Below are 20091 nucleotides of genomic sequence, written 5' to 3' on the forward strand. Positions count from 1 at the left end.
TTATTCCCCCTCTCTGATTACCGAGGTGACTCTTACCGCATATTTATCTTTGCTGGAGCCCGGTAACGCGGTGAATTTCTTTATATTTCCGACATAAACGCTAAGTTCATTGTCGACCCTTTTATCCAGCCTGATAATATCGCCCGGCTGTAGATTAACAAAATCATTGACCAAAACACTGCTTCTTCCCAGAATCGCTTTCACAGGAATATCGACTCTTCGAATCAGCGCCTCGATGTATTCTTCATAATGCTCGTCGTTCTTTTCCTGCATGGTGGAATACCAATACTTCGTATTCAGCTTGTCCATGACATCTTCCAGCGTGAAATAAGGAAGACATATATTCATCAACCCCTCTACATCGCCGATTTTCATATTTAAAGTAACAATCGCTATCATATCGCTGGGTGCGATGACCTGAGCGAACTGCGAATTTGTCTCAATTCTTTCCATCAATGGATTCACATCCACGACATTTCTCCACGGTTCCCGCATGAGCTGCATGCAGACTATCATAAGCTTCTCGATAATAGTCATCTCTATTTCAGAAAAATCTCTGTTTTTCTCCAATGCACCTCCCGGTCCCCCCAGCATTCTGTCTATCATAGCAAATCCCAGGTTACAGGACAATTCTACGATGATATTTCCGGGTAACGGTGCAAAATTCACGATTCCCAGAATAACCGGATTGGACAGCGCATTTGAAAATTCCGAAAAAGTAACCGCTTCCGAACTCGCCACGCTGACTTGTATATTCTTACGCAAATAAACCGGTAAGTTCGTAGATATCAATCTTCCATAATGCTCATGTATAATTTCCAAGGTTCTTAAATGCTCCTTGGAAAACTTCGCAGGGCGTTTGAAGTCATAGTTCTTCACTTGCTTCTCACCATGCTCCTGCATCTCGTCTACATCCAACTCACCCGTACTTAATGCCGCGAGTAAATTGTCGATTTCGTTTTGTGACAGTACCTCACCCACTCAAGTCACCTCCTGCCTATTTCTTAGCAGATTATTGGAACTTAATGTCACTAAACGAAACATTATAAACAAATTTCGAATCGAACATACGCTGAATTCTTCTTAAAATTTCCTGCTTGGCTTCATTCTGCGTATCGCTCGTCATAAGCTCATCCATCGTATAGCTTCCAATTATGTCTATAATCTCACTCGTAATAAGCGGCTCGTAAGTCGCCATACTTTCAGAGCTTCCATAATCTTTATATCCATCTGCCTTCGTATTCAGGGAAAGTGCTACAGATGCCAGACAATAGTGGGTGCTTCCATCCTCACTACTTTTCAGAGTAACCGTCATAGGTTCAGAGATATTATACACTTCTGTCTGTGACAAAGGAACGGTTCCCGCACCTCCTGCTTCTCCTAATTCTAAACGAAGTACCGATGCGATATCCGTCACAAGTTCTGTTGTCTTCTTCGAAGCGCCGGTTACGCTGAACATCATAATAGATGTTAATACAATATTCACGATCAGCAAACCGAGTATCAGTACAGACAATAAATTATTCTTCATTTTAAAACTTCCTCCCGCTCGTTTAATAGGAACTTAGCGAATTGTAAATTCTTATTTCTACCCTTCTGTTCAGTGCCCGGCCCTGTGCCGTGGAATTGTCCGCTATCGGAACATATTCTCCGCGACCGGAATGTTTAATAATTGCAGGGTCAAGATCCGCATGTTCAATTAGGTAATTGAATACCGAGAGCGCCCTTCCGCTGCTCAATTCATCGTTATTGGAATACTTTGATCCCGACATTGGAACATTGTCCGTATGTCCTTCTACCTCTATCGTGCTCTGTGCATAACGTTCCAGCATAATGCCTATCTTGTCTAATACCGGTAAGGATTCTTCCTTAAGTACGGTGCTTCCTGAATCGAACAACAAAGATCCCTGAAGAGTAAGCTGCACGTATTGAGAGGTGAATTCAACATCAATCACATCGCTAAGGCTTTGTTCGGCAACTGCCTCCTCCACCTTTTCGGAAAGTTCCTCCGATTCCTTTAACTTGGCTTCTTCAAGCTTCCTCTCAGCTTCGTTGAGAGAATCCGGAACAGCGTCGCCCTCTTCTGTCTTTCCGGTACTGTTTATGTATTGATCCAGCTCGTTAAGCTGGCTAACACCATTACTGATTAGAATACCGTCTCCTACCGCCGATGCACCTCCGTCAAATATGCTGAAAGCCTGACTGAACGATGCCGCCATCAAGTCGAACTTCTGTGCATCCACCGAGGACATCGAAAAAAGTAAAACGAAAAAGCACAAAAGCAAATTCATAAGGTCGCCGAATGTAGCTATCCATCCTGGAGAACCCTTTGGCGCTTCTTCTTTCCTACGCCTAGCCAATCGGTTCACCTCCGCTTTCGCTGCTCCAGCTTTCTTTATCCCTCGGAGACAGGAACGATTTCAATTTCTCTTCTATAACCCGCGGGTTCTCACCCGCCTGAATGGAGAGAAGTCCTTCTATCATAATTTCCTTCAGCCGAACCTCTTCCGCGTTGTTTTCTCTTAATTTGCTCGCAACCGGCGTACATATCCAGTTGGCTAAAAGCGAACCGTATAAGGTCGTAATAAGCGCAGTTGCCATTCCGGGACCAATTGCTGACGGATCGTCCATCCGGTTGAGCATATCCACCAGGCCGACAAGGGTTCCAATCATACCCCACGCAGGTCCCATCGCTCCAAGAGCATCCCAAAATCCAATTTTTGTCTTGTGTCTTTCCTCTATGCTGGCAAGTTCCGTATCCATTATGGCACGAACCAATTCCTGATCAGTGCCGTCTACGATGAGAAGAATACCCTTCTTCAAAAATTCATCGTCCAGGCTTGCCGCCCTCTCCTCCAGTGAGAGGAGCCCTTCCTTGCGGGCTATATTAGACAGTTCAATAATCTGCCTGATCGTCTCAGGAGTATTGTTGTCCGGCGTCCTTAGCACCAACCGGAAACTCTTTATTCCTTCCGTAAAATTATGCAACGAATACGATGCTAACACGCAGCACAATGAACCACCAAAAGTAATAAAAACGGAAGGAATGTCCCAATAGCTGCCAATTGCTGATATTCCCCCACTAGTCAAAATACCAAATATAAACACAATGCCACATAGAACAAGACCTAATATTGATGCTATATCCACGAATCATTCCCTTGATTTCCGCGTCAATCCGCAAAAATATCCTTTCTATACGATTTTACTAGATTTTTCACGTCTTGTCTACTTTCTTTTACAATTATTTTACGGCCTGTAGTAAATGAAACGACTGTATCTGGTGTCTCCTCCACCAGTTCGATTAAATCCGGATTGATCAATATTTTTGCTCCGTTTATCTTCGTAACCTCTATCATTTTTACCCTCTCCTCTTTCGGACTTTAAAGCCCCTCCTGCCCATAGTCCTACAAGATGACGGGGAACTCGGTTTCAAGTTCCCCATTATGTTGTGTTCCTTTACATTATATTACTAACGCTTAAGGTTTGTCAATTCTTCTAACATCGTATCCGAAACTGTAATAATTCGGCTGTTTGCCTGGAATCCTCTCTGCGTCGTGATCATTTCCGTAAACTCCTGGGACAGGTCTACGTTACTCATCTCGAGAACGCCGGTCTGCATGTAGCCGCCGTTGGCCGTGATATCCACGCCCTGACCGCTAAACTCACCGGAGTTCGCCGTAGCGGAATAAAGGTTATCGCCTTCCTTCGCCAGACCGGAAGGATTCGCAAATTCTGCGACTGCTATTTGTCCGAGCAGCTTGCTCTGTCCGTTATCATAGGAAGCGATAATCTTACCGTCCTTTCCTATGGAAATAGCGATCATATCGCCTGTTTTACGTCCAGCACCCAGACCTTCGGAATCCCCGCTCGTCATCGTAATCGTACTGGAACCATTGTTATTTACGGCCTGCGTGGAGGAAAAATCGAGACTAATTGTAGAAAAACCTTCAAGGCTACCAAAAGTTAAATTCAGCTTTCCATTACCACTGCCACCCGCACTTGCAAACTTGCCGTTTCCAGCATCATAATTAAGTTTTGCCGCATTATTAACCGTCTTATTGAGAACTGTAAGAGTTCCATCCGCCGCTATAGATATCCTATTAACATTGGAATCTGCACCTGCTAGATCTAAACCATAAAGGGCTTTAATTGCATCTGTCTCAGCAGTGCTCAATGGAACATCATGCGGACCAATTTCAAAATTTGTCAGTTTATTGCCGCTTAAATCTTCTACCGTTATATGAGTCGGAGCATCGGGATCGTTATAAGTGATAGTTACTTTATTTTTCGGCGAATACGACGATGATATATCCACCTTCAAAGCTTCACCAAACGCTATCTCAGCCAACTTCGTATCGCCAATGCTAACTCCGTTAGAATCCAAAACGTCCTCCAGCGCTATGTAATATTGACTATCTGCTGTCGTGGAATGAACACTGAACTTTGCTGTATATTTATATCCTGATGCACTGTAAAACTCGAAGTTCATAACACTGCCGGAAGAACTGTTTATCTTTGTATCGTTCTTGTCGATGATACCCGTCATTCTTCCATTAGTGGTCGATGCTGCCGGATAACTCATGTTGTCCGCATTCATAATCTGGAGCTTTGATACGGAAGTCTCCAGTTCACCGCTTTCCTTGTTTACCGCCCATCCCATAAGATTGTAGCCGGTGCTGGTCATTGCAAGATTTCCCGCCCCGTCCACATAGAAGGAACCATCCCGCGTAAAGAAGTTTTGAGTTCCGTTGTTAACTACAAAAAAAGCGTCGCCCGTTATCATTATATCAAACGGATTATTTGTCGTCTGCGCGGAGCCTTGCTGCGTAATAGCAGTATTGATCGCTCCTGTAACTACACCGAGACCGATCTGCTTCGCATTCGTACCGCCTACACCCGTTGTTGCATTGGCACCGGATGCTGATTGTGTCGTCTGATACATCAAATCCCTGAATGTTACAGACTGTGATTTATAAGCTGTTGTATTAACGTTAGCGATATTGTTACCGATAACGTCCATCTTTGTCTGGTGCGTTCTAAGTCCTGCCACACCAGCGTACAATGATCTCATCATAATGAATGACCTCCTTTTTTTACCGCTCGATACCGCCTCGTTCCTTCTGTCATTCCGGAACGGCAGCCCCCTTGTAAGGTCCGGCCTACATAATTACTGCGCCATCGATGTTGGTAAATACATTTTCATCTGTTTCTGTCTGTTTCATGGCTGTTACTACCGTATTGTTAGGAACATTTACGATAAAGGCCAACTGGTCGACAAGCACCAGAGATTCATGAATTCCTTTCAAGCCCGCTTTCATCGTTCCTTCCTGCAGCCTCTCCTTCTGGTTATCCGTGAGCTCTATGTTGCGCTCTGCCAGACGATTTGCCGCATGTTTGGAAAACTTTACTTCCCCTGCGCTCTCAGCCGCTTTCGCAGTCTTGTTCAATAAATCCGAAAAAGAGACTCCGCTCTCTCCCGCGATTTTACGGCTTTGCTCCGCTTGAGTAAAATATTTTGCCTGTAGCTGTTCTATGGAAAGGAATTGATTATTTTGAATCTTCATAATCTTCTCCTCCTTGAGCTTTTCCCATCCTTGGTATCTAAGGCCAGTCCGACTAACCACAAAGTTCTAATTGCCGCCGTCACTATCTCCACCGTTATTTGAAGCTGCATTATTTGCTTCCTGCTCCTTAACCAGCTCTGCAATACGCTCGGTATAACCTTTCAGCGTCGTTACAGTAGCGGACGAAATAAAGGACTTCTGGTAATCTGACATTCCATTGTAGATTTCATTCAGCTCATCAATCGCGGTCTTGTTATCCAGCGTCAATTTTTCCTTGGATGAAGGTAATTTAGCCATTTTAACCATGAAATTCGTCGCCAAGTCATAAGCCTTCAAATATTCCTGATCGGCAACGCCATATACATCATTCAATGAATAAAGGGCATCTCCTATGGAAACATAAGCTTTGTTATTCTCGTAAATAATATAATCTACCTTACCTTGAATCTGAGTCGTCTGACCACTGCTGTTTTTCGTATTAACGCTTACTATTTGTCCTACCAATGTAGAAGCTCTTGATAATTCTAACGTAGCGCTCATATTCTGCATCTGTTCCAAAGAAGAGAATTGTGCATATTGTGCAACGAATTCCGTATTTGAGGTAGGCTCAAGCGGGTCCTGATATTTCATTTGTGCTACAAGCAACCCCAAAAAAGCATCTTTGTCAAGCGTTGATTTATCTTTTACAGTACTATTCGCCAAAGAAGTGGCTGACGCACTTTGTACTACTTTCCCGTCTTCAATTTTTGCTGTTACTGACATACATTCTCCTTTCCGTAAGGATTTTCCTTACTTTTCATATTAGCCTGAAAATTATTACTGATTAAGTTCTTCATACATAAAACTACGCAGTGAAATCAACAGTACTTCCATCCGCCGTCATCATCGCTACAGCAATTTGTTCTTCTTCGTTCAGTTCTGCTTCGCTTTCGGGATTCAACTCATTCAGGTTAATCTTTCTAACACCCTTCTTCTTTCCCTCCTGCGCCTGCTCCTGACCGTTTCCGTCGCCGTTTAAATTTCTCTCAAACTGATGACTTTCTACAGTAACCTCTACCGCTTCCACTTTCAGTCCCTGCTCCTCGAAGTTATTCCGAAGCTGTACTATCTGGCTCTCGATTGCCGCCTTCACCGTTTCATTCTGTGTCAAGAACTGTGCGGTAATTACGCCGTCCTTAGACGTAATATTGATGTTGACCGTACCGAGACTTGCGGGATGAAGCTGTATTTCCATCTGGGTCATGTCCGTTTTTATCTGAATCTTCATGTAATCCATAATCTGATTCATGATGTCCTGGGTATTTGCTGTCTGACCCGACATGGTGCCTTCGAATACCGCATCCGCAGTCGCCGTAGTATTATTTCGGTTCAACAGACTTTCTAATAGTACATTATTGTACGTATTGCTTCCGTGGGATGAAGAATCCTTCTGTGAAGAATCTTTTTTAGGACTTTCTGCCTTTTCTTCCTCCGGTACCTCTGCCTTCTTAGAAACCAATTCCGGACTTTCTTCCTTACTGTTTCCCTCTGCCTTTACACTGATTTCCACCACTTCGCCATCGCGCTCTACGGTTACCGTATAATCTTTTTGCTCTTCCGGCACTGCTTCCGTGTCTTCCGCTCCTGACAATTTCACATAATCGCCCGCTTTGGGAACTTCTTCCTTAGGAATCGCCTGCTCTAAAATTGCTGCAATTTCCTCGGGCGTCAAACCCGTCTGCTCCTGTAATGCATTAACCGTTTCGTTTACCTTCCCCAAAAGGTTCTTGAGAGAATTATAAAGTCCTTCGTCTGTCATTACCGTCAGCATGTCTGCGTCCTTAAGCGTTAGCACCAGTTGTGTCAGGTTATCGGGATTCAGCAAATCTGCCATGGTCAGCCCCAAGGTCTCCATAGCGGCTTCTACTTCCTCCAACGAGATGCCCAATTCCTGCGAAATCTCATTGACCAGTTCCTCTCCCGCCTTACACACTACGTCTTCCGTGGTCTTGTCCACATCGGCGTTCTGTACATTCTCTACCTTCGTTTTAGCGCTGTTATCCTTAGTGTCCAAGCCTCTCTTATCGGTGTGACTCACCTTTACCTGAGAGCTTTTCACCGAATTATCGTTGGATAGGGACGTATTCTGTATGTCCGCCTGTCCTGACGCTTTGCTGAAAGTATCCGAAAAATTTCCCGCTAGATTGCCTTGCGTATTTCCAGTCTGCTTCGTAGATGCATAATTCATCAACGGATTGATGCCTTTTACCGGTGTGCTCATCGTGTTCTACCTCCTTTCTTATTAAATTTTAATAATAATTTATATATAAATGCGGTTTCCCGCCTTATATATCGCCGTTAAGACTCCGGATCCATAATCTTGGTAATGCGTGCCGCAGTAGCCGGATCCATCACCCCTAAAATCTTTCCTCTGTCCTGCGCGCTCATCACGGAAAGGATTCTCGATGCCAATCCGAGATTGTCGGTCATCGACTCAAAAATAGTGGCAGCCTCCTTGGGTTTCATCTCTGAATACGCCTGCGCGTATTCCTTGACATCGTTACTTTCCTCTACCTGCTGTACTACCTGCTTGTAAAGATATTCTGCCGTAGCGGGGTCGATGCTTTCGTAATATTTCTTGTATTCCTCAGCTCCCGGCCCGTTTTCCGCATACACTACTTCTTCATAGAATTCTGTCTTGATTCGCTGGAACTCCACCTGATTGTTTTCGAAGGTCTTTAATCTTTCGACCTCTGCCTTTAGGTTAGCAACCTCTTCCGAGCTTGTGGACTGCGCTGACTGTGCACTCTGCAACTCCAACTCCAACTCCTTAATATATTTGACCGCTTCCTCAAGACTTTTATATCCGCCATAGTCCTCTCCCGTTTCTGTCGTTATATCCGTAACCTCATCCGTCGACGGGAGAATCTTATTGATTACTGGTACATTCTTCAAAACAGGGGTAAGTACGCTGGACCCGAAACCGCCTACATCCAGCTTCACCAATAAACAGAGAATAGCAATCCACACAACTACAATGAGCGTCGTAACAAGAAAAACCGATACGCCGCTGGTCCCACTATCATCATCCAACTGAGCCTCCTGAAGATAAAGCTCCTTGGCCCGCCTTTTCGCTTCCCTCTTCTGCTCCTTCTGCTCTGACTTGAGACGCTTTTTTTCTTCTGCCAGCTTCTCTTTATCCGTGATTTGGTCTATATCTGTAATAACCTCTGTATTTGGCATTTTCTCACCTTCTTCTCCGCCCATATGTATAACTGGTCAGTTCGTCTACTTCCTTGCTTTCTGCGGAGTTTTCCTCCTTCATAAATTCCTCAAAGGCCTTTTCCCGCAGTTTCTCCTGCACCTTGCGCTCCTGCATGATCTCCTGAAGCTTTTGCCTCTTCCGTTCCAGTTCATCTTCTGCCCGGCGCACTTCGATTTTCTGATTTACTATATAATCGCCCATCTGCAAAATAGCATTCTTATTGTCCAGAATATCCTGTACGTTTAAATTGTGTCCCCTAAGCCTACGGCCTTCTTCTTCATAGGACGCTTTTCTTTCAAAGAGACATCTTAACTTTTCCTCCTCTTCATCCAAACGCATTCTGGCAGCGGCAAATTCCATTTTCACCTGCTCTTCCAGCTTGTATTTCAGATTTAGAATACTTTGCATCCTATATATAAATTTCGACATAAAACCCTCTAATCTTTAAATAAATCCTCCATATTTCTTACGGATTCTTCGAAACTGTATTTTTCCTCCACCGCCTGTATCAAAAACGAATTTACCGCCTCGATCTTTTCAATGGCATAATCGATATTAGCGTTGCTGCCGTTCTTATAAGCGCCTATATTGATTAAATCCTCTGCCTCATTATATGTAGCAAGCACATTCTTCAGCTTGCCTGCCGTCTGCTTATGCTCACGATCTGCAATCTGACTCATGCAACGGGATATGCTCTGCAAAACGTCGATTGCCGGATAGTGATTCCGATGCGCCAGCTTTCTGCTGAGCATGATATGCCCATCCAGAATACTTCTCGCCGTATCCGTAATCGGTTCATTGAAATCATCGCCGTCTACGAGTACCGTATACAGCCCCGTTATGGAACCTTTCTTAGAACGTCCTGCGCGCTCCAAAAGCTTCGGCATCTCAGAATATACGCTGGGCGGATATCCCCTCGAAACGGGCGGTTCGCCGCTGGCAAGACCGATTTCCCTCTGCGCCATGGAAAAACGGGTAAGGGAATCCATCATAAGTAAGACATCCTTCCCCTGATCCCTGAAATATTCCGCAATAGCGGTAGCCGTCTTAGCAGCTTTATTACGTTCTAGGGCCGGTTTGTCCGAGGTCGCCACCACTACGATGGAACGCTTCATGCCTTCCGGACCCAAATCTCTCTCTATAAATTCGCGGACCTCGCGCCCCCGCTCTCCAATCAACGCGATGACGTTGATATCCGCTTTCGTATTCCTCGCGAACATGCCCAGCAATGTGGACTTACCCACTCCCGAACCGGCGAATATACCAACTCTCTGCCCTTTTCCAATGGTCAGAAGTCCATCTACCGCTTTTACTCCCAAAGGAAGAACATCGTCAATAATATCGCGGCTAAGTGGATCCGGCGGCGGCGCTTCTACAGAATAGGTATGTCCGCTCACGGTTGCACCCTCCGAAACCGGTCTTCCCAAGCCATCCAGTGTCTGTCCCAAGAGTTCCTCGCTCACTTGTATCGTCAGAGGAGTTCCTGTATTCTCCACCATGCTTCCGAAACCGATGCCTTCCATCGACTCGTAAGGCATCAAAAGTGTCTTCTTATCCTTAAATCCTACTACTTCCGCCATCGCTGGCTTCGCATCCGCTCCCGTATCGGGATAAATCCGGCAGATATCTCCGAGCTTCGCATCCGGCCCTAACGACTCAATCGTCAGACCGACGATGTTTACCACTTTCCCCTTCATCTTGTAGTAGGTGCCTTCTATTAGTTTTTCATATTTTATAAAATCAATCGCTGCTCTCAATATCGGCCCACCTCATATGTATTTACTACTCCCATTGGCAATGCGAAATGCCCTTATTACTATTCCTTCGTATATGACAGAAGCCTGAGTTTCTGGGAAAGTTCCTCCAACTGCGTCCCTAATCCGCAGTCGAATATGCCTCCATCTGTCTCTATCATGCATTCGTTTGGACAAAGCGTTACGTCTTCCACAATCTCTACGGAAGCACTGGGAGACACTGCACTGGCCAACAGTTCTTCTTTCTTCATGCTGACATAAGAATAATCTTCCTTAGAAACATGAATCAAATAATTGCTGCTTCCATCTATCTTGTGCATTGCAGCAGATATCAAATGTACGATAATATCCCGCTCTTTCGCCAAGTCCACTTTAAATATTTTCTCATAAATATCGGTTAGATTTTCTATGAATCTCGGTTCCAGCGCCTTTACCAGTTCCTGATAATCCTTTTCCAGACTGATTCTTTCCTCTTCCAGCATCTTTCTCTGAGCTTCGATTTTTACCACGCCCTCATTATAACCGGCGTCGTAGCCTCTCGCTTTTCCTTCCTCGAATGCCCGCTGTTTCAGTTCCTCGCTTTCCTGCTGCGCCTGGGCCAGTACTTCGGACTTAATGTCCTCCGCTTCGCTACGCGCCTCCTCCAGCATCTCCTTGACCTGCGCGGACGCTACCATCAAGAACTCTCCTGTATCTTTCCCTTCCGTATCTTCCGGCTGGGCTGCTTTTATCACAGAACCGCCCTCATCGTCTGTAAGCAAAGCATCCACTTGTCCCGCATTCAGGCCCGACGAAAATCCGTCCAGCGTATCCGTATCATCTTCGCTCTTTGCTTCTTTAAGCATCAGCCCTTCCAGATACTCTATTTTCTTCGCGACCTTTTCATTATTATCTATCTTCAAAGCATCATCGTTGTGTACGGTAATCTGATTGAATTTATAAATATTCTTAGACAATAATCTCATCACCTCCGCCTCTGGAGATAACAATTTCCGCCGAATCTTCCAGTTTTCTTATGATATTAACAATCTTCTGCTGAGCCTCTTCCACATCCTTCATACGTATAGGTCCCATGAATTCCATATCTTCTTTAATCATAACAGAAAGACGCTTGGACATATTATTAAATATCGTATTCTGCACCTGCTCGTTAGAGCCTTTGAGCGCAATTGCAAGGTCATTATTGTCCACGTCGCGCAATACCCTCTGAATCGCTCTGTCATCAAGCAGCAAGATATCCTCGAACACGAACATCTTCTTTCTGATTTCGTCTGCAAGCTCCGGCTCTTCGATTTCCAAAGTCTCCATAATATGCTTTTCCGTACCGCGGTCTACCGTATTCAAAATGTCTACGACCGCATCTACGCCGCCGATAATCGTGTAATCTTGATTTACCAAAGATGCAAGCTTGGATTCCAGCACTTTTTCCACCTCTTTTATTACATCGGGACTGGTTCTGTCCATTACCGCAATACGCCTTGCCACATCCGCCTGCCTGTCCGGAGGTAATGCCGATATGATGAGTGCAGACTGTGCTGACGACAAATAGGACATGATAAGCGCGATTGTCTGCGGATGCTCGTCCTGAATAAAGTTAAGAAGCTGCGACGCATCCGTCTTTCTAATGAACTCGAAGGGCTTAACTTGCAAGGATGCAGTCAGCTTGCTGATAACATCCATCGCCTTTTCTGAGCCCAGCGCTTTTTCCAAAAGTTCCTTCGCATAGCCGATACCGCCTTCTGCAATATACTGCTGGGCGAGACAAACCTGATAAAACTCGTCTAATATTTCTTCCTTTAATTGTGGTGTAATACTTCTCGTATTCGCAATTTCCAAAGTTAACTCTTCTATTTCTTCTTCCTTCAAATGCTTAAATATCATCGCCGAACGTTCCGGTCCCAGCGCAATCAGCAAAATGGCCGCTTTCTGAAGCCCCGCTATTTTTTCATCCCCAGTTCTGGACATTCCCTTTACCCCCAGTCTTCATTCAGCCAGTTTCTAAGCAGACTGGCCGCCGCTTCCGGATTCTCGTTCACAAATCTGTCGATCATCTTTCTCGTCTCTGATTCATTTTCCGGTAAGATGCTCTCAAGTTCTACAATCGGAGTGGATTGAAGCAGAGATTCCACGGAAAGCTCCTCCTCCACGTCTCTTTCTTTCTCTCCACGCATGCTTCTAAGTATTACGAAAGCAAGAAGGGCAAGAATTACAACAACCAGCAAAATCTGAATCACATCGGTAGCTGTCACATTAAGGCCTTCGCTGTCAAAAAATACATTCTCGCTATAAGCTACAATCGTAATCGCGTCCGCGTTGATACCGGTAGCATTCGCCACCACATTGTACATCTCCGCTTCCACATCCACTTTTGTCCTTCCAGTATTGGCCGCCTTGTATTCACCCCATGAAATTCCGTCCAAGAGTCCCTGACTCTTGGCATCATCTTCGCGCACTACATTATAAACGATTCCTGTAACCGAAACGGAGGACGCGTCATAATCGATACGGCCCGCAGGGGTACTCGCATTGGTAATCGTTTCATTAGGGAGATAATCTCTGGACTCCTCCGTTACGGTAGAACTACTGTTGGCATTGTCCGTCATTACATAGGTCGTCTGGTCATTGGAATCGGTTCCCGGCACACCACCATTGGAATTGGTGGAATCGGAACTGTAAACATCCTCATGACTTAACACGCCCTGCGTCTGTCCATCCGCCGGAGTATAGGTATGTTCAGTAGTGTCCGTAGTTGAAAAATCCAACACTAAATTGCTTGCAACCTCGATATTGTCAAATTCTTTGGTCCCAAGCAACACTCTCTTCACTTCATTCTTCACGAGGCTTTCCGCCTGCGTCTTCACATTGAGCTGGGAATTCGCCAGACCCGATGTCGTATAATTATCGTCTCCCGAAAACAGCATATTTCCTTCCGTATCGAGAATAACCACGTTATTAGTCGTGGTATTTCCTATCGCAGTCGCTACTGCTCTCGCTAAATATGCCGCATTATCTGTGGTAAACTCTCCATTCAGTTGGAGCAAAATACTGGCAAAAGCTTCCTCCTCAGTGGAAATGAGAGTTCCATCGTTTTCCGGTATGGAAAGCTCCACGCTGGCGCTTTTAATTGCGGAGAACTTCTCTATAAATTCCTTTTCAAGCCTCGTCTCCATATAAAGCTGATACTTCTTCTGCTTATCGGATTCGGTAGTGCTGAAACCTCCGCTCGTTACATTGTCGATGCTGTATGCTGCGGACTGAATGTCGTTGGCCCCCAGCAGAAGGTTAGCGTCCGACTGCTGCGATTTCAAGACTTCAATCTGATATCCATCGTCGGATACCTGATAATTGATGCTGCCGCCATCTAAAAGCTCGGTCACTTCCGCCGCTTCTTTTGTCGTCTCGCAGTTAAGTAACAATACATACTGAGGTCTCGTAAGAAATGCTATCAAAATTGCTATAATCAAGATAATTCCGGCCGACGCCGAAATAATAATCGTTTTTTGTTTCGCGGTAAATTTATTCCACCACTCAAGAACTTTATCTAAAAGTTCTTTCACCTTATCTGCCATGTTAAAGTCTCCTTATCTGATGTATTTCTATCAGATTTTTCAGATTTGTATTTGCATAATCTCTTTGTAAGCGTCTAACAGCTTGTCACGGACTGCCACCGTATACTGTAATGCGGTCGAAGCCTTACCAAGAGCTACCGTGAGATCATGTGTGTTCTGGGTCTCTCCCAGCGCCCACTTGATTTCCTCGTTTTCTGCACCTGACAAATAACTATTCGTGGTATTGATATTCTCCATCGCCTTAGTAAGAATACTGTCAAAAGAAGTATCTACCGGCTGAAGAGCTAATTTTCCTATTGCACTGCTTTCTGCCGCCTGTTTTACGGCGCCCGATGTAACATTATATAAGGATGCGATATCCATTTTTTCCCTCCATTGTTAAGAAATTTATTTCCAGACCCTAATTACCGTTTATTAACCCTTGCCCATTTCCAACCCCTTCAAGGCCATGGACTTGCTCGCTGTAAATGCCGTAGCGTTCGCTTCGTACGCCCGGCTTGCATCTATCATATTCGTCATCTCCGTAACAATATTGACATTCGGATACGATACATATCCATCTTCGTCCGCATCCGGATGAGACGGGTCGTAAGCCTTTACCATATCCGTCCACGTGTCATCATAGACACCGTTTACCTTTACCCCTGTTCCTGAATACCTGTCAGTCGCCGTATTCAGCACATTGCTGAATGGTGTCTGGGAATTCTTCTCCGCGAAGGTAACCACCTTCCTGCGGTAAGGAGTTCCATCCTCCGTACGCGTAGTATTTGCATTCGCGATGTTCTGCGAAATAATATCCATCCGGTATCTCTGAGCGGTCATTCCCGATGAATTAATGTTAAATGATGTAAAAATATCACTCATTTACTGCTCCCCCTAATCCTTTATTTCATAACCAACTGAAGATTCTTAAATTCCTGCGTCATACTGTCAACCAAGCCATTATACCGAAGCTGGTTCGCAGCAAGCGTCACATTCTCCGTCTCGATATCCACGTTATTGCCGTCCGAACGATAAGAAAAATTCGCCGAGTCGATATAAGTGCGCGGATTTAACTTATTGATTTTCAAATCGCTAACCTTATCATCCATGGAGGTATATTTGGAATGTTCCAAAGCCCTTTTCAGTTCCGACTCGAACTCCACATCCTGCCTCTTATATCCCGGAGTGGATACATTCGCTATGTTATTAGCAATCACATCATTGCGAATCCATGCCGCATCCGCCGCCTTATCCAGTACATTAATATAATCAAACGTATTGCTGTTAATCATAACTTTCTCCTTCGTAAGTGCTTACTCGTCTATATCTTGGATAGAAATTCCAAATCCCTTCTCATCTACCCCAAAATATAGCCTCTCTAATCTACTATTTTCTATTATAAATTATTTATTAAAAAACACAAGATTTTTTTACAAAAAAAGACAAAAAGGATTTATGAATACTTCAATAAATCCTTACTGTTTTCTCTCTTTTTCGACATTTTTCTGTCATTTTCTGCTTTCTTTTTTAATTCTCTCTATTTCGTCGAACACTACGTCGTTAAGCACCTTAATATAAGTCCCTTTCATTCCCGAGGATCTGGACTCTATAACTCCCGCACTTTCGAACTTTCTTAAGGCATTTACGATTACCGATCTGGTAATTCCTACTCGATCCGCAATCTTGCTCGCCACCAAAATTCCCTCCGTTCCGCCCAGCTCATCAAATATATGAGTAATCGCCTCCAATTCGGAAAACGAAAGAGTACTGACTGCTGAGCGCACAACAGCAACCTTCCTCCCTTCCTCCGCACTTTCCTCGTTCACGGCCCGCAGCATCTCGAGTCCTACTACTGTTGTTCCGTATTCACACAATATAATATCGTCGATATCATACTGCTCGTCACCTTTATAAATGAATAATGTACCCAGCCGCTCTCCTGCTATATCGATAGGCGTAATAATCGCCTGAATCTTCTTCATATCGATAGTCTCAAAACCGAGTGTCTCCAGATTCACGTTCTCCTTCGTGGATAAGACAGCCAACATCCTCTCGTTCAGCATAGAATCAATAAAGCCGCCCACCTTGCCAACAATCAGCTCGTTGATGGAATCCACCCCCGGAGCTGTTCCTACGCCGAGCACCTTGCCTTTCTTACTGATTACAAGAACATTAGAATACAATATCTCGCACAATACGCTGCATATGTCATTAAAAACCACCTTGCTGGAATCATTGTTGTGCAATAGCTTGCCTATTTTTCTTGTCTTGTCCAACAGTTGAACACTGCTCATTCCCCTACCTCCACTTTTCCTTTTGTATTCGGCAGTTGCCGTACTTAATAGGGGGACGGGAAATGCAGAACAAAAGTGTGCTCCATGCATTCTCGCGGCCAAAAACTTCGACAGTACAGCTTTTGTTCCGCGCGCGTAGCTGCGCATCCATCTTTAATGTAATAGGAACATGTTCCTATTACATTAAAAAATCCCCCAGAATTGTTGTTTAATACGCTAATTGTATCACAATATTTTCGTAATATCAACGATTCACAGGGGAATTATTTAAAAATTTGTCGAATTTTAGAACAATTTCTGAAATTGCGGTGGTCAATTTTTAATTTTGCGGATTATTGGGACGGTTCATCACGTGTCCGCAGTTCTCGTCAGAACAAACCAGCTTATTCCCCTTTTCCAGCATGAGGGAACCACATTTTTCACATTTTATTTCGGAAGGCTTCTGCCATACCATAAAATCACATTCCGGATTGCCTACGCAGCCGTAATACTTTCTGCCTTTTTTCGTCTTCTTGAGCACAATGTCCTTCCCGCACTTGGGGCACGAAATTCCAATCTTCTCCAAATAGGGCTTGGTATTTCGACATTCAGGGAATCCGGGACAAGCCAGAAATCTGCCGTGAGGCCCATACTTAATCACCATCTGTTTTCCGCATACCTCGCATACCTCATCCGACACCTCGTCGGCTATCTTCACGTGCTCCAGCTCCTTTTCTGCCTTTTGCACTGCTTCCTCCAAATCAGGATAAAAGTTGGAAACGATACTCTTCCACTTCACACTTCCTTCTTCTACTCCGTCCAGAAGCACTTCCATATTCGCGGTAAAATTAACATCCACAATGCTGGGAAAAGCCTCCTTCATCATGTTGTTCACCACTTCTCCAAGCTCCGTCACATACAGATTCTTGTTTTCCTTCACCACATACCGTCTTGCCAGAATGGTCGTAATAGTTGGCGCATAAGTACTGGGACGGCCTATTCCCAATTCCTCCAGGGAACGTACCAGAGAGGCCTCGGTATAGTGCGGTGCCGGCTGAGTGAAATGCTGCTTATAATCAAAGGCTTCAAATTCCAGCTTCGTATCCTTATCAATACCTTTGATGAGAGTATTGCTCTCTTCCTTTTCTTCTTCCTCCGTATAAACGCTCATGAAGCCGTCGAAGATAACCTTCGATGCTGCTACGGTAAAGCGGTGTCCGTTCCCATCGATCTTCACCGAGGTCGTCTCATATTTCGCAGGATTCATGCGGCTGGCGGCAAATCGCTTCCAAATGAGCTGATAAAGGCGGAACTGATCTCTCGATAAGGAATCCTTCATTTCAAAAGGAGTTCTAACTATATCCGTAGGGCGAATCGCCTCATGAGCATCCTGAATCTTCTGGGACACTTTTTTTTCATTGGCTGCTACCGCAGCATATTGGCTGCCATAGACCGAGTCGATATATTCTCTGGCCTGTCTTTCAGCCTCCTCGGAAACTCTTGTGGAGTCCGTACGAAGATATGTGATAATACCTACCGTACCGTTTCCCTTTATATCCACACCTTCATAAAGCTGTTGGGCGAGACGCATCGTTTTCTGAGTGGAAAAGTTGAGCACTTTGCTGGCTTCCTGCTGCAAAGTAGAGGTGGTAAAGGGCAGAGGCGCTTTTTTGGTGCGCTCCCCTTTTTTCACTTCCGCCACTTCGTATCTGGCGCCCTTTAACGCTTTTATAATATCGTTCAATTCCTTTTCGGAAGAAATATTTACTTTTCCTTCAGCAGTTCCGTAGTATTTTGCCGCCAGAGGCTTCTTTTCACCCGGAACATGCAAAAGGGCGTCCAACGTCCAATACTCCTCCGGAATGAATGCGTTGATTTCATCCTCCCTGTCACAAATGATGCGAAGCGCTACCGACTGCACACGACCTGCACTCAGTCCTCTTTTCACCTTTGCCCACAGCACGGGAGAGATGCGATAGCCCACCATTCGGTCCAATACTCTTCTGGCCTGCTGCGCATCCACCAGGTCCATATCCACTTTACGGGCATTCTTAAGCGATTCCTTTACCGCATTCTTGGTAATTTCGTTAAAGGTAATGCGGTATACCTTCTTGTCCTCCAGCTTAAGCGCCTTCGTAAGATGCCACGAAATCGCTTCTCCTTCACGGTCAGGGTCGGTTGCCAGATAGATTTTTTCTGCCTTCTTCACTTCCTTGCGAAGATTCGCGAGAATATCTCCCTTTCCCCGAATGGTAATATATTTCGGTTCATAATCGTTTTCTATGTCAATTCCCAGTTGGCTCTTGGGCATGTCTCTCACATGTCCGTTACTCGCGGCAACTTCATAATTAGGCCCCAAAAATTTCTTAATCGTCTTTACTTTCGCGGGCGATTCCACAATCACTAAATACTTTGCCATTTTTCTTCCCCTGTTCATCTGCTATAGTTTCTTCTATATATATAATGCGGCATAAGCACAATAGTTCTGCCAGCCTGCAACTTGCACCACTATACAATAATTTTTCTGCGCTTGCAAGTAATATTATAAAAAATTTAGAAATTTTATTCATTTATCCTAGATACGAATATTATATTTTCCGTTTTTTTGATAGCATCCTGCAGATACCTGCTTTACCTCTCCCTCCATGCAAAGACCCATGAGACGGCATACGATTTCCCTATATTCCATGCCTGATTCCCCTTGAAGTTGTTCTATACTCTTAGGATAAAAATCAAGGCAGTCCTCAAGCTTTACCTGTCCTTTATCCCCTTCGCCGGATTTTGCACCGGACAAATTTTCCTCCCATCTCTCCTTTTTTTCACGCAGCCCCGTCTCTTCAAGCATCTCGGAAACAGAAAGCATAAGCCCTGCCCCCTGCTTTATCAGCCGGTTACAGCCCTCGCTCAGGCTATCCGTAGCCCTTCCGGGAAGCGCGTATACCTCTTTCCCCTGTTCAAGCGCCATATCTGCTGTAATCAGGGTCCCGCTCTTCTCCCTCGCCTCAATGATGACTACCACATCCGAAAGTCCGCTGATAATCCGGTTTCTGGGCGGAAAGAGCTGGGGCTTAGGACCGGTACCGGGAGGGTACTCCGAAAGTATCCCGCCCTGCATCTTCATCTGCTCATAGATATCCCTGCTTTCCGCCGGATAGCAAATATCTGCACCGCAGCCTAGCACTGCGTAGCTGTTTCCGCCGGCCTCTAACGCAGCTCTCTGCCCGATACTGTCGATTCCTCTCGCCATTCCGCTTATAAGTGCCACTCCCTCTCCGGCCAACTGATTCCCCCACAATCCTGCCATATACCGTCCATATTCCGAACATTCCCTGGCACCGATTATCGCCACGGAGGGCACCGACTCATCCGGCAGCCTTCCATAAAAATACAGCCCGAAGGGAGCATCCTCTATCGCCGCCAACTTTTCAGGATAAGAAGGCTCCGACAAACTGACAAAATTCACTCCCTTTTCCTGAAGCTTTCCATATTCGCCTTCCACATCCCAGCGCTTCCTTTCCTTTACCATTTTCTCCGCCTTTTTACCGGAAAGAAATTGCGCCAATTCTTTTTCCGGCATCTCGTACACCGCCCTGGCACTCTTGGTATAAGCGGAGAGCTTACGCTTCATTCTATTGCCGATTCCCAAGACGTTTGCCAGCCAATAGGCATAGGGCTCGTCCCCATTATATTTCCTATTCATAT

General features: G+C 45.0%; 21 protein-coding genes. All 21 read right to left on the reverse strand.

Features of this window, described 5'->3' with window-relative positions; genetic code table 11:
- Positions 1-981 carry a flagellar motor switch protein FliM gene (fliM, locus tag CC90_RS0108030; RefSeq protein WP_031390280.1) on the reverse strand — a complete coding sequence of 327 codons (981 nt, stop codon included), beginning with the start codon at positions 979-981 and terminating at the stop codon, positions 1-3.
- 31 nt (positions 982-1012) lie between these two features.
- Positions 1013-1531: a flagellar basal body-associated FliL family protein gene (locus CC90_RS0108035; protein ID WP_031390281.1), complete on the reverse strand. Its 519-nt coding sequence runs from the start codon at positions 1529-1531 to the stop codon at positions 1013-1015.
- A gap of 22 nt (positions 1532-1553) precedes the next feature.
- Positions 1554-2369, reverse strand: coding sequence for a flagellar motor protein MotB (locus tag CC90_RS0108040; RefSeq protein WP_334291771.1), 816 nt, complete (start codon positions 2367-2369; stop codon positions 1554-1556).
- On the reverse strand, positions 2353-3150 hold the full coding sequence (locus CC90_RS0108045; protein ID WP_031390283.1) for a motility protein A: 798 nt from the start codon (positions 3148-3150) through the stop codon (positions 2353-2355). The genes CC90_RS0108040 and CC90_RS0108045 overlap by 17 nt, the downstream gene beginning before the upstream one ends.
- A 23-nt stretch (positions 3151-3173) precedes the next feature.
- Positions 3174-3359, reverse strand: a complete 186-nt coding sequence (locus CC90_RS0108050) for a flagellar FlbD family protein (RefSeq protein WP_031390284.1) — start codon at positions 3357-3359, stop codon at positions 3174-3176.
- 113 nt (positions 3360-3472) lie between these two features.
- The gene (locus tag CC90_RS0108055; RefSeq protein ID WP_031390285.1) at positions 3473-5077 is read right to left on the reverse strand and encodes a flagellar hook protein FlgE; all 1605 of its coding nucleotides are present in this window, start codon (positions 5075-5077) and stop codon (positions 3473-3475) included.
- Between the two features lie 85 nt (positions 5078-5162).
- Entirely contained in the window at positions 5163-5567 is a 405-nt protein-coding gene (locus CC90_RS0108060; RefSeq protein ID WP_031390286.1) for a TIGR02530 family flagellar biosynthesis protein, read from the reverse strand.
- Between the two features lie 66 nt (positions 5568-5633).
- Positions 5634-6329: a flagellar hook assembly protein FlgD gene (locus CC90_RS0108065; protein WP_051869329.1), complete on the reverse strand. Its 696-nt coding sequence runs from the start codon at positions 6327-6329 to the stop codon at positions 5634-5636.
- Positions 6330-6411: 82 nt separating this feature from the next.
- The gene (locus tag CC90_RS0108075; RefSeq protein ID WP_031390288.1) at positions 6412-7827 is read right to left on the reverse strand and encodes a flagellar hook-length control protein FliK; all 1416 of its coding nucleotides are present in this window, start codon (positions 7825-7827) and stop codon (positions 6412-6414) included.
- Between the two features lie 77 nt (positions 7828-7904).
- On the reverse strand, positions 7905-8789 hold the full coding sequence (locus tag CC90_RS0108080) for a MotE family protein (RefSeq protein ID WP_031390289.1): 885 nt from the start codon (positions 8787-8789) through the stop codon (positions 7905-7907).
- A 4-nt stretch (positions 8790-8793) separates the two neighbouring features.
- The gene (gene fliJ / locus CC90_RS0108085; RefSeq protein WP_031390290.1) at positions 8794-9240 is read right to left on the reverse strand and encodes a flagellar export protein FliJ; all 447 of its coding nucleotides are present in this window, start codon (positions 9238-9240) and stop codon (positions 8794-8796) included.
- A gap of 8 nt (positions 9241-9248) precedes the next feature.
- Complete coding sequence (gene fliI, locus CC90_RS0108090; protein WP_031390291.1) at positions 9249-10568, reverse strand: flagellar protein export ATPase FliI; 1320 nt, start codon at positions 10566-10568, stop codon at positions 9249-9251.
- A gap of 59 nt (positions 10569-10627) precedes the next feature.
- Positions 10628-11521: a FliH/SctL family protein gene (locus tag CC90_RS0108095; protein ID WP_157837539.1), complete on the reverse strand. Its 894-nt coding sequence runs from the start codon at positions 11519-11521 to the stop codon at positions 10628-10630.
- Positions 11514-12530 carry a flagellar motor switch protein FliG gene (fliG, locus tag CC90_RS0108100; protein ID WP_031390293.1) on the reverse strand — a complete coding sequence of 339 codons (1017 nt, stop codon included), beginning with the start codon at positions 12528-12530 and terminating at the stop codon, positions 11514-11516. Before fliG ends, CC90_RS0108095 begins: the two co-directional genes overlap by 8 nt.
- Positions 12531-12535: 5 nt before the next feature.
- Positions 12536-14134 carry a flagellar basal-body MS-ring/collar protein FliF gene (gene fliF, locus CC90_RS0108105; RefSeq protein WP_031390294.1) on the reverse strand — a complete coding sequence of 533 codons (1599 nt, stop codon included), beginning with the start codon at positions 14132-14134 and terminating at the stop codon, positions 12536-12538.
- Positions 14135-14173: 39 nt separating this feature from the next.
- Positions 14174-14497: a flagellar hook-basal body complex protein FliE gene (gene fliE / locus CC90_RS0108110; RefSeq protein ID WP_031390295.1), complete on the reverse strand. Its 324-nt coding sequence runs from the start codon at positions 14495-14497 to the stop codon at positions 14174-14176.
- Positions 14498-14548: 51 nt separating this feature from the next.
- Complete coding sequence (gene flgC, locus CC90_RS0108115; RefSeq protein ID WP_031390296.1) at positions 14549-14998, reverse strand: flagellar basal body rod protein FlgC; 450 nt, start codon at positions 14996-14998, stop codon at positions 14549-14551.
- Between the two features lie 20 nt (positions 14999-15018).
- Positions 15019-15408, reverse strand: coding sequence for a flagellar basal body rod protein FlgB (gene flgB / locus CC90_RS0108120; RefSeq protein ID WP_031390297.1), 390 nt, complete (start codon positions 15406-15408; stop codon positions 15019-15021).
- A 216-nt stretch (positions 15409-15624) separates the two neighbouring features.
- A complete protein-coding gene (gene codY / locus CC90_RS0108125) occupies positions 15625-16410 on the reverse strand; it encodes a GTP-sensing pleiotropic transcriptional regulator CodY (protein WP_031390298.1) in 786 nt (261 codons plus the stop codon).
- Between the two features lie 319 nt (positions 16411-16729).
- Positions 16730-18808 carry a type I DNA topoisomerase gene (gene topA, locus CC90_RS0108130; RefSeq protein ID WP_031390299.1) on the reverse strand — a complete coding sequence of 693 codons (2079 nt, stop codon included), beginning with the start codon at positions 18806-18808 and terminating at the stop codon, positions 16730-16732.
- A 156-nt stretch (positions 18809-18964) separates the two neighbouring features.
- Positions 18965-20089 (reverse strand): DNA-processing protein DprA, encoded by a 1125-nt coding sequence (gene dprA, locus CC90_RS0108135; protein ID WP_031390300.1) that lies wholly within the window; start codon positions 20087-20089, stop codon positions 18965-18967.
- Positions 20090-20091: the final 2 nt, after the last annotated feature.

The sequence above is a fragment of the Kineothrix alysoides genome (assembly GCF_000732725.1).
In the GTDB taxonomy this organism is placed as follows: Bacteria; Bacillota; Clostridia; order Lachnospirales; family Lachnospiraceae; genus Kineothrix; species Kineothrix alysoides.

Excerpts from the sequence above, each read along its gene's own strand:
- flgB (WP_031390297.1), bottom strand. The coding sequence starts at position 15,408 with ATGATTAACAGCAATACGTTTGATTATATTAATGTACTGGATAAGGCG.
- CC90_RS0108035 (WP_031390281.1), bottom strand. The coding sequence starts at position 1,531 with ATGAAGAATAATTTATTGTCTGTACTGATACTCGGTTTGCTGATCGTG.
- fliE (WP_031390295.1), bottom strand. The coding sequence starts at position 14,497 with ATGGATATCGCATCCTTATATAATGTTACATCGGGCGCCGTAAAACAG.
- CC90_RS0108055 (WP_031390285.1), bottom strand. The coding sequence starts at position 5,077 with ATGATGAGATCATTGTACGCTGGTGTGGCAGGACTTAGAACGCACCAG.
- fliJ (WP_031390290.1), bottom strand. The coding sequence starts at position 9,240 with ATGTCGAAATTTATATATAGGATGCAAAGTATTCTAAATCTGAAATAC.
- codY (WP_031390298.1), bottom strand. The coding sequence starts at position 16,410 with ATGAGCAGTGTTCAACTGTTGGACAAGACAAGAAAAATAGGCAAGCTA.
- CC90_RS0108080 (WP_031390289.1), bottom strand. The coding sequence starts at position 8,789 with ATGCCAAATACAGAGGTTATTACAGATATAGACCAAATCACGGATAAA.
- CC90_RS0108060 (WP_031390286.1), bottom strand. The coding sequence starts at position 5,567 with ATGAAGATTCAAAATAATCAATTCCTTTCCATAGAACAGCTACAGGCA.
- CC90_RS0108065 (WP_051869329.1), bottom strand. The coding sequence starts at position 6,329 with ATGTCAGTAACAGCAAAAATTGAAGACGGGAAAGTAGTACAAAGTGCG.
- CC90_RS0108050 (WP_031390284.1), bottom strand. The coding sequence starts at position 3,359 with ATGATAGAGGTTACGAAGATAAACGGAGCAAAAATATTGATCAATCCG.
- fliG (WP_031390293.1), bottom strand. The coding sequence starts at position 12,530 with ATGTCCAGAACTGGGGATGAAAAAATAGCGGGGCTTCAGAAAGCGGCC.
- CC90_RS0108075 (WP_031390288.1), bottom strand. The coding sequence starts at position 7,827 with ATGAGCACACCGGTAAAAGGCATCAATCCGTTGATGAATTATGCATCT.
- dprA (WP_031390300.1), bottom strand. The coding sequence starts at position 20,089 with ATGAATAGGAAATATAATGGGGACGAGCCCTATGCCTATTGGCTGGCA.
- topA (WP_031390299.1), bottom strand. The coding sequence starts at position 18,808 with ATGGCAAAGTATTTAGTGATTGTGGAATCGCCCGCGAAAGTAAAGACG.
- fliF (WP_031390294.1), bottom strand. The coding sequence starts at position 14,134 with ATGGCAGATAAGGTGAAAGAACTTTTAGATAAAGTTCTTGAGTGGTGG.
- flgC (WP_031390296.1), bottom strand. The coding sequence starts at position 14,998 with ATGAGTGATATTTTTACATCATTTAACATTAATTCATCGGGAATGACC.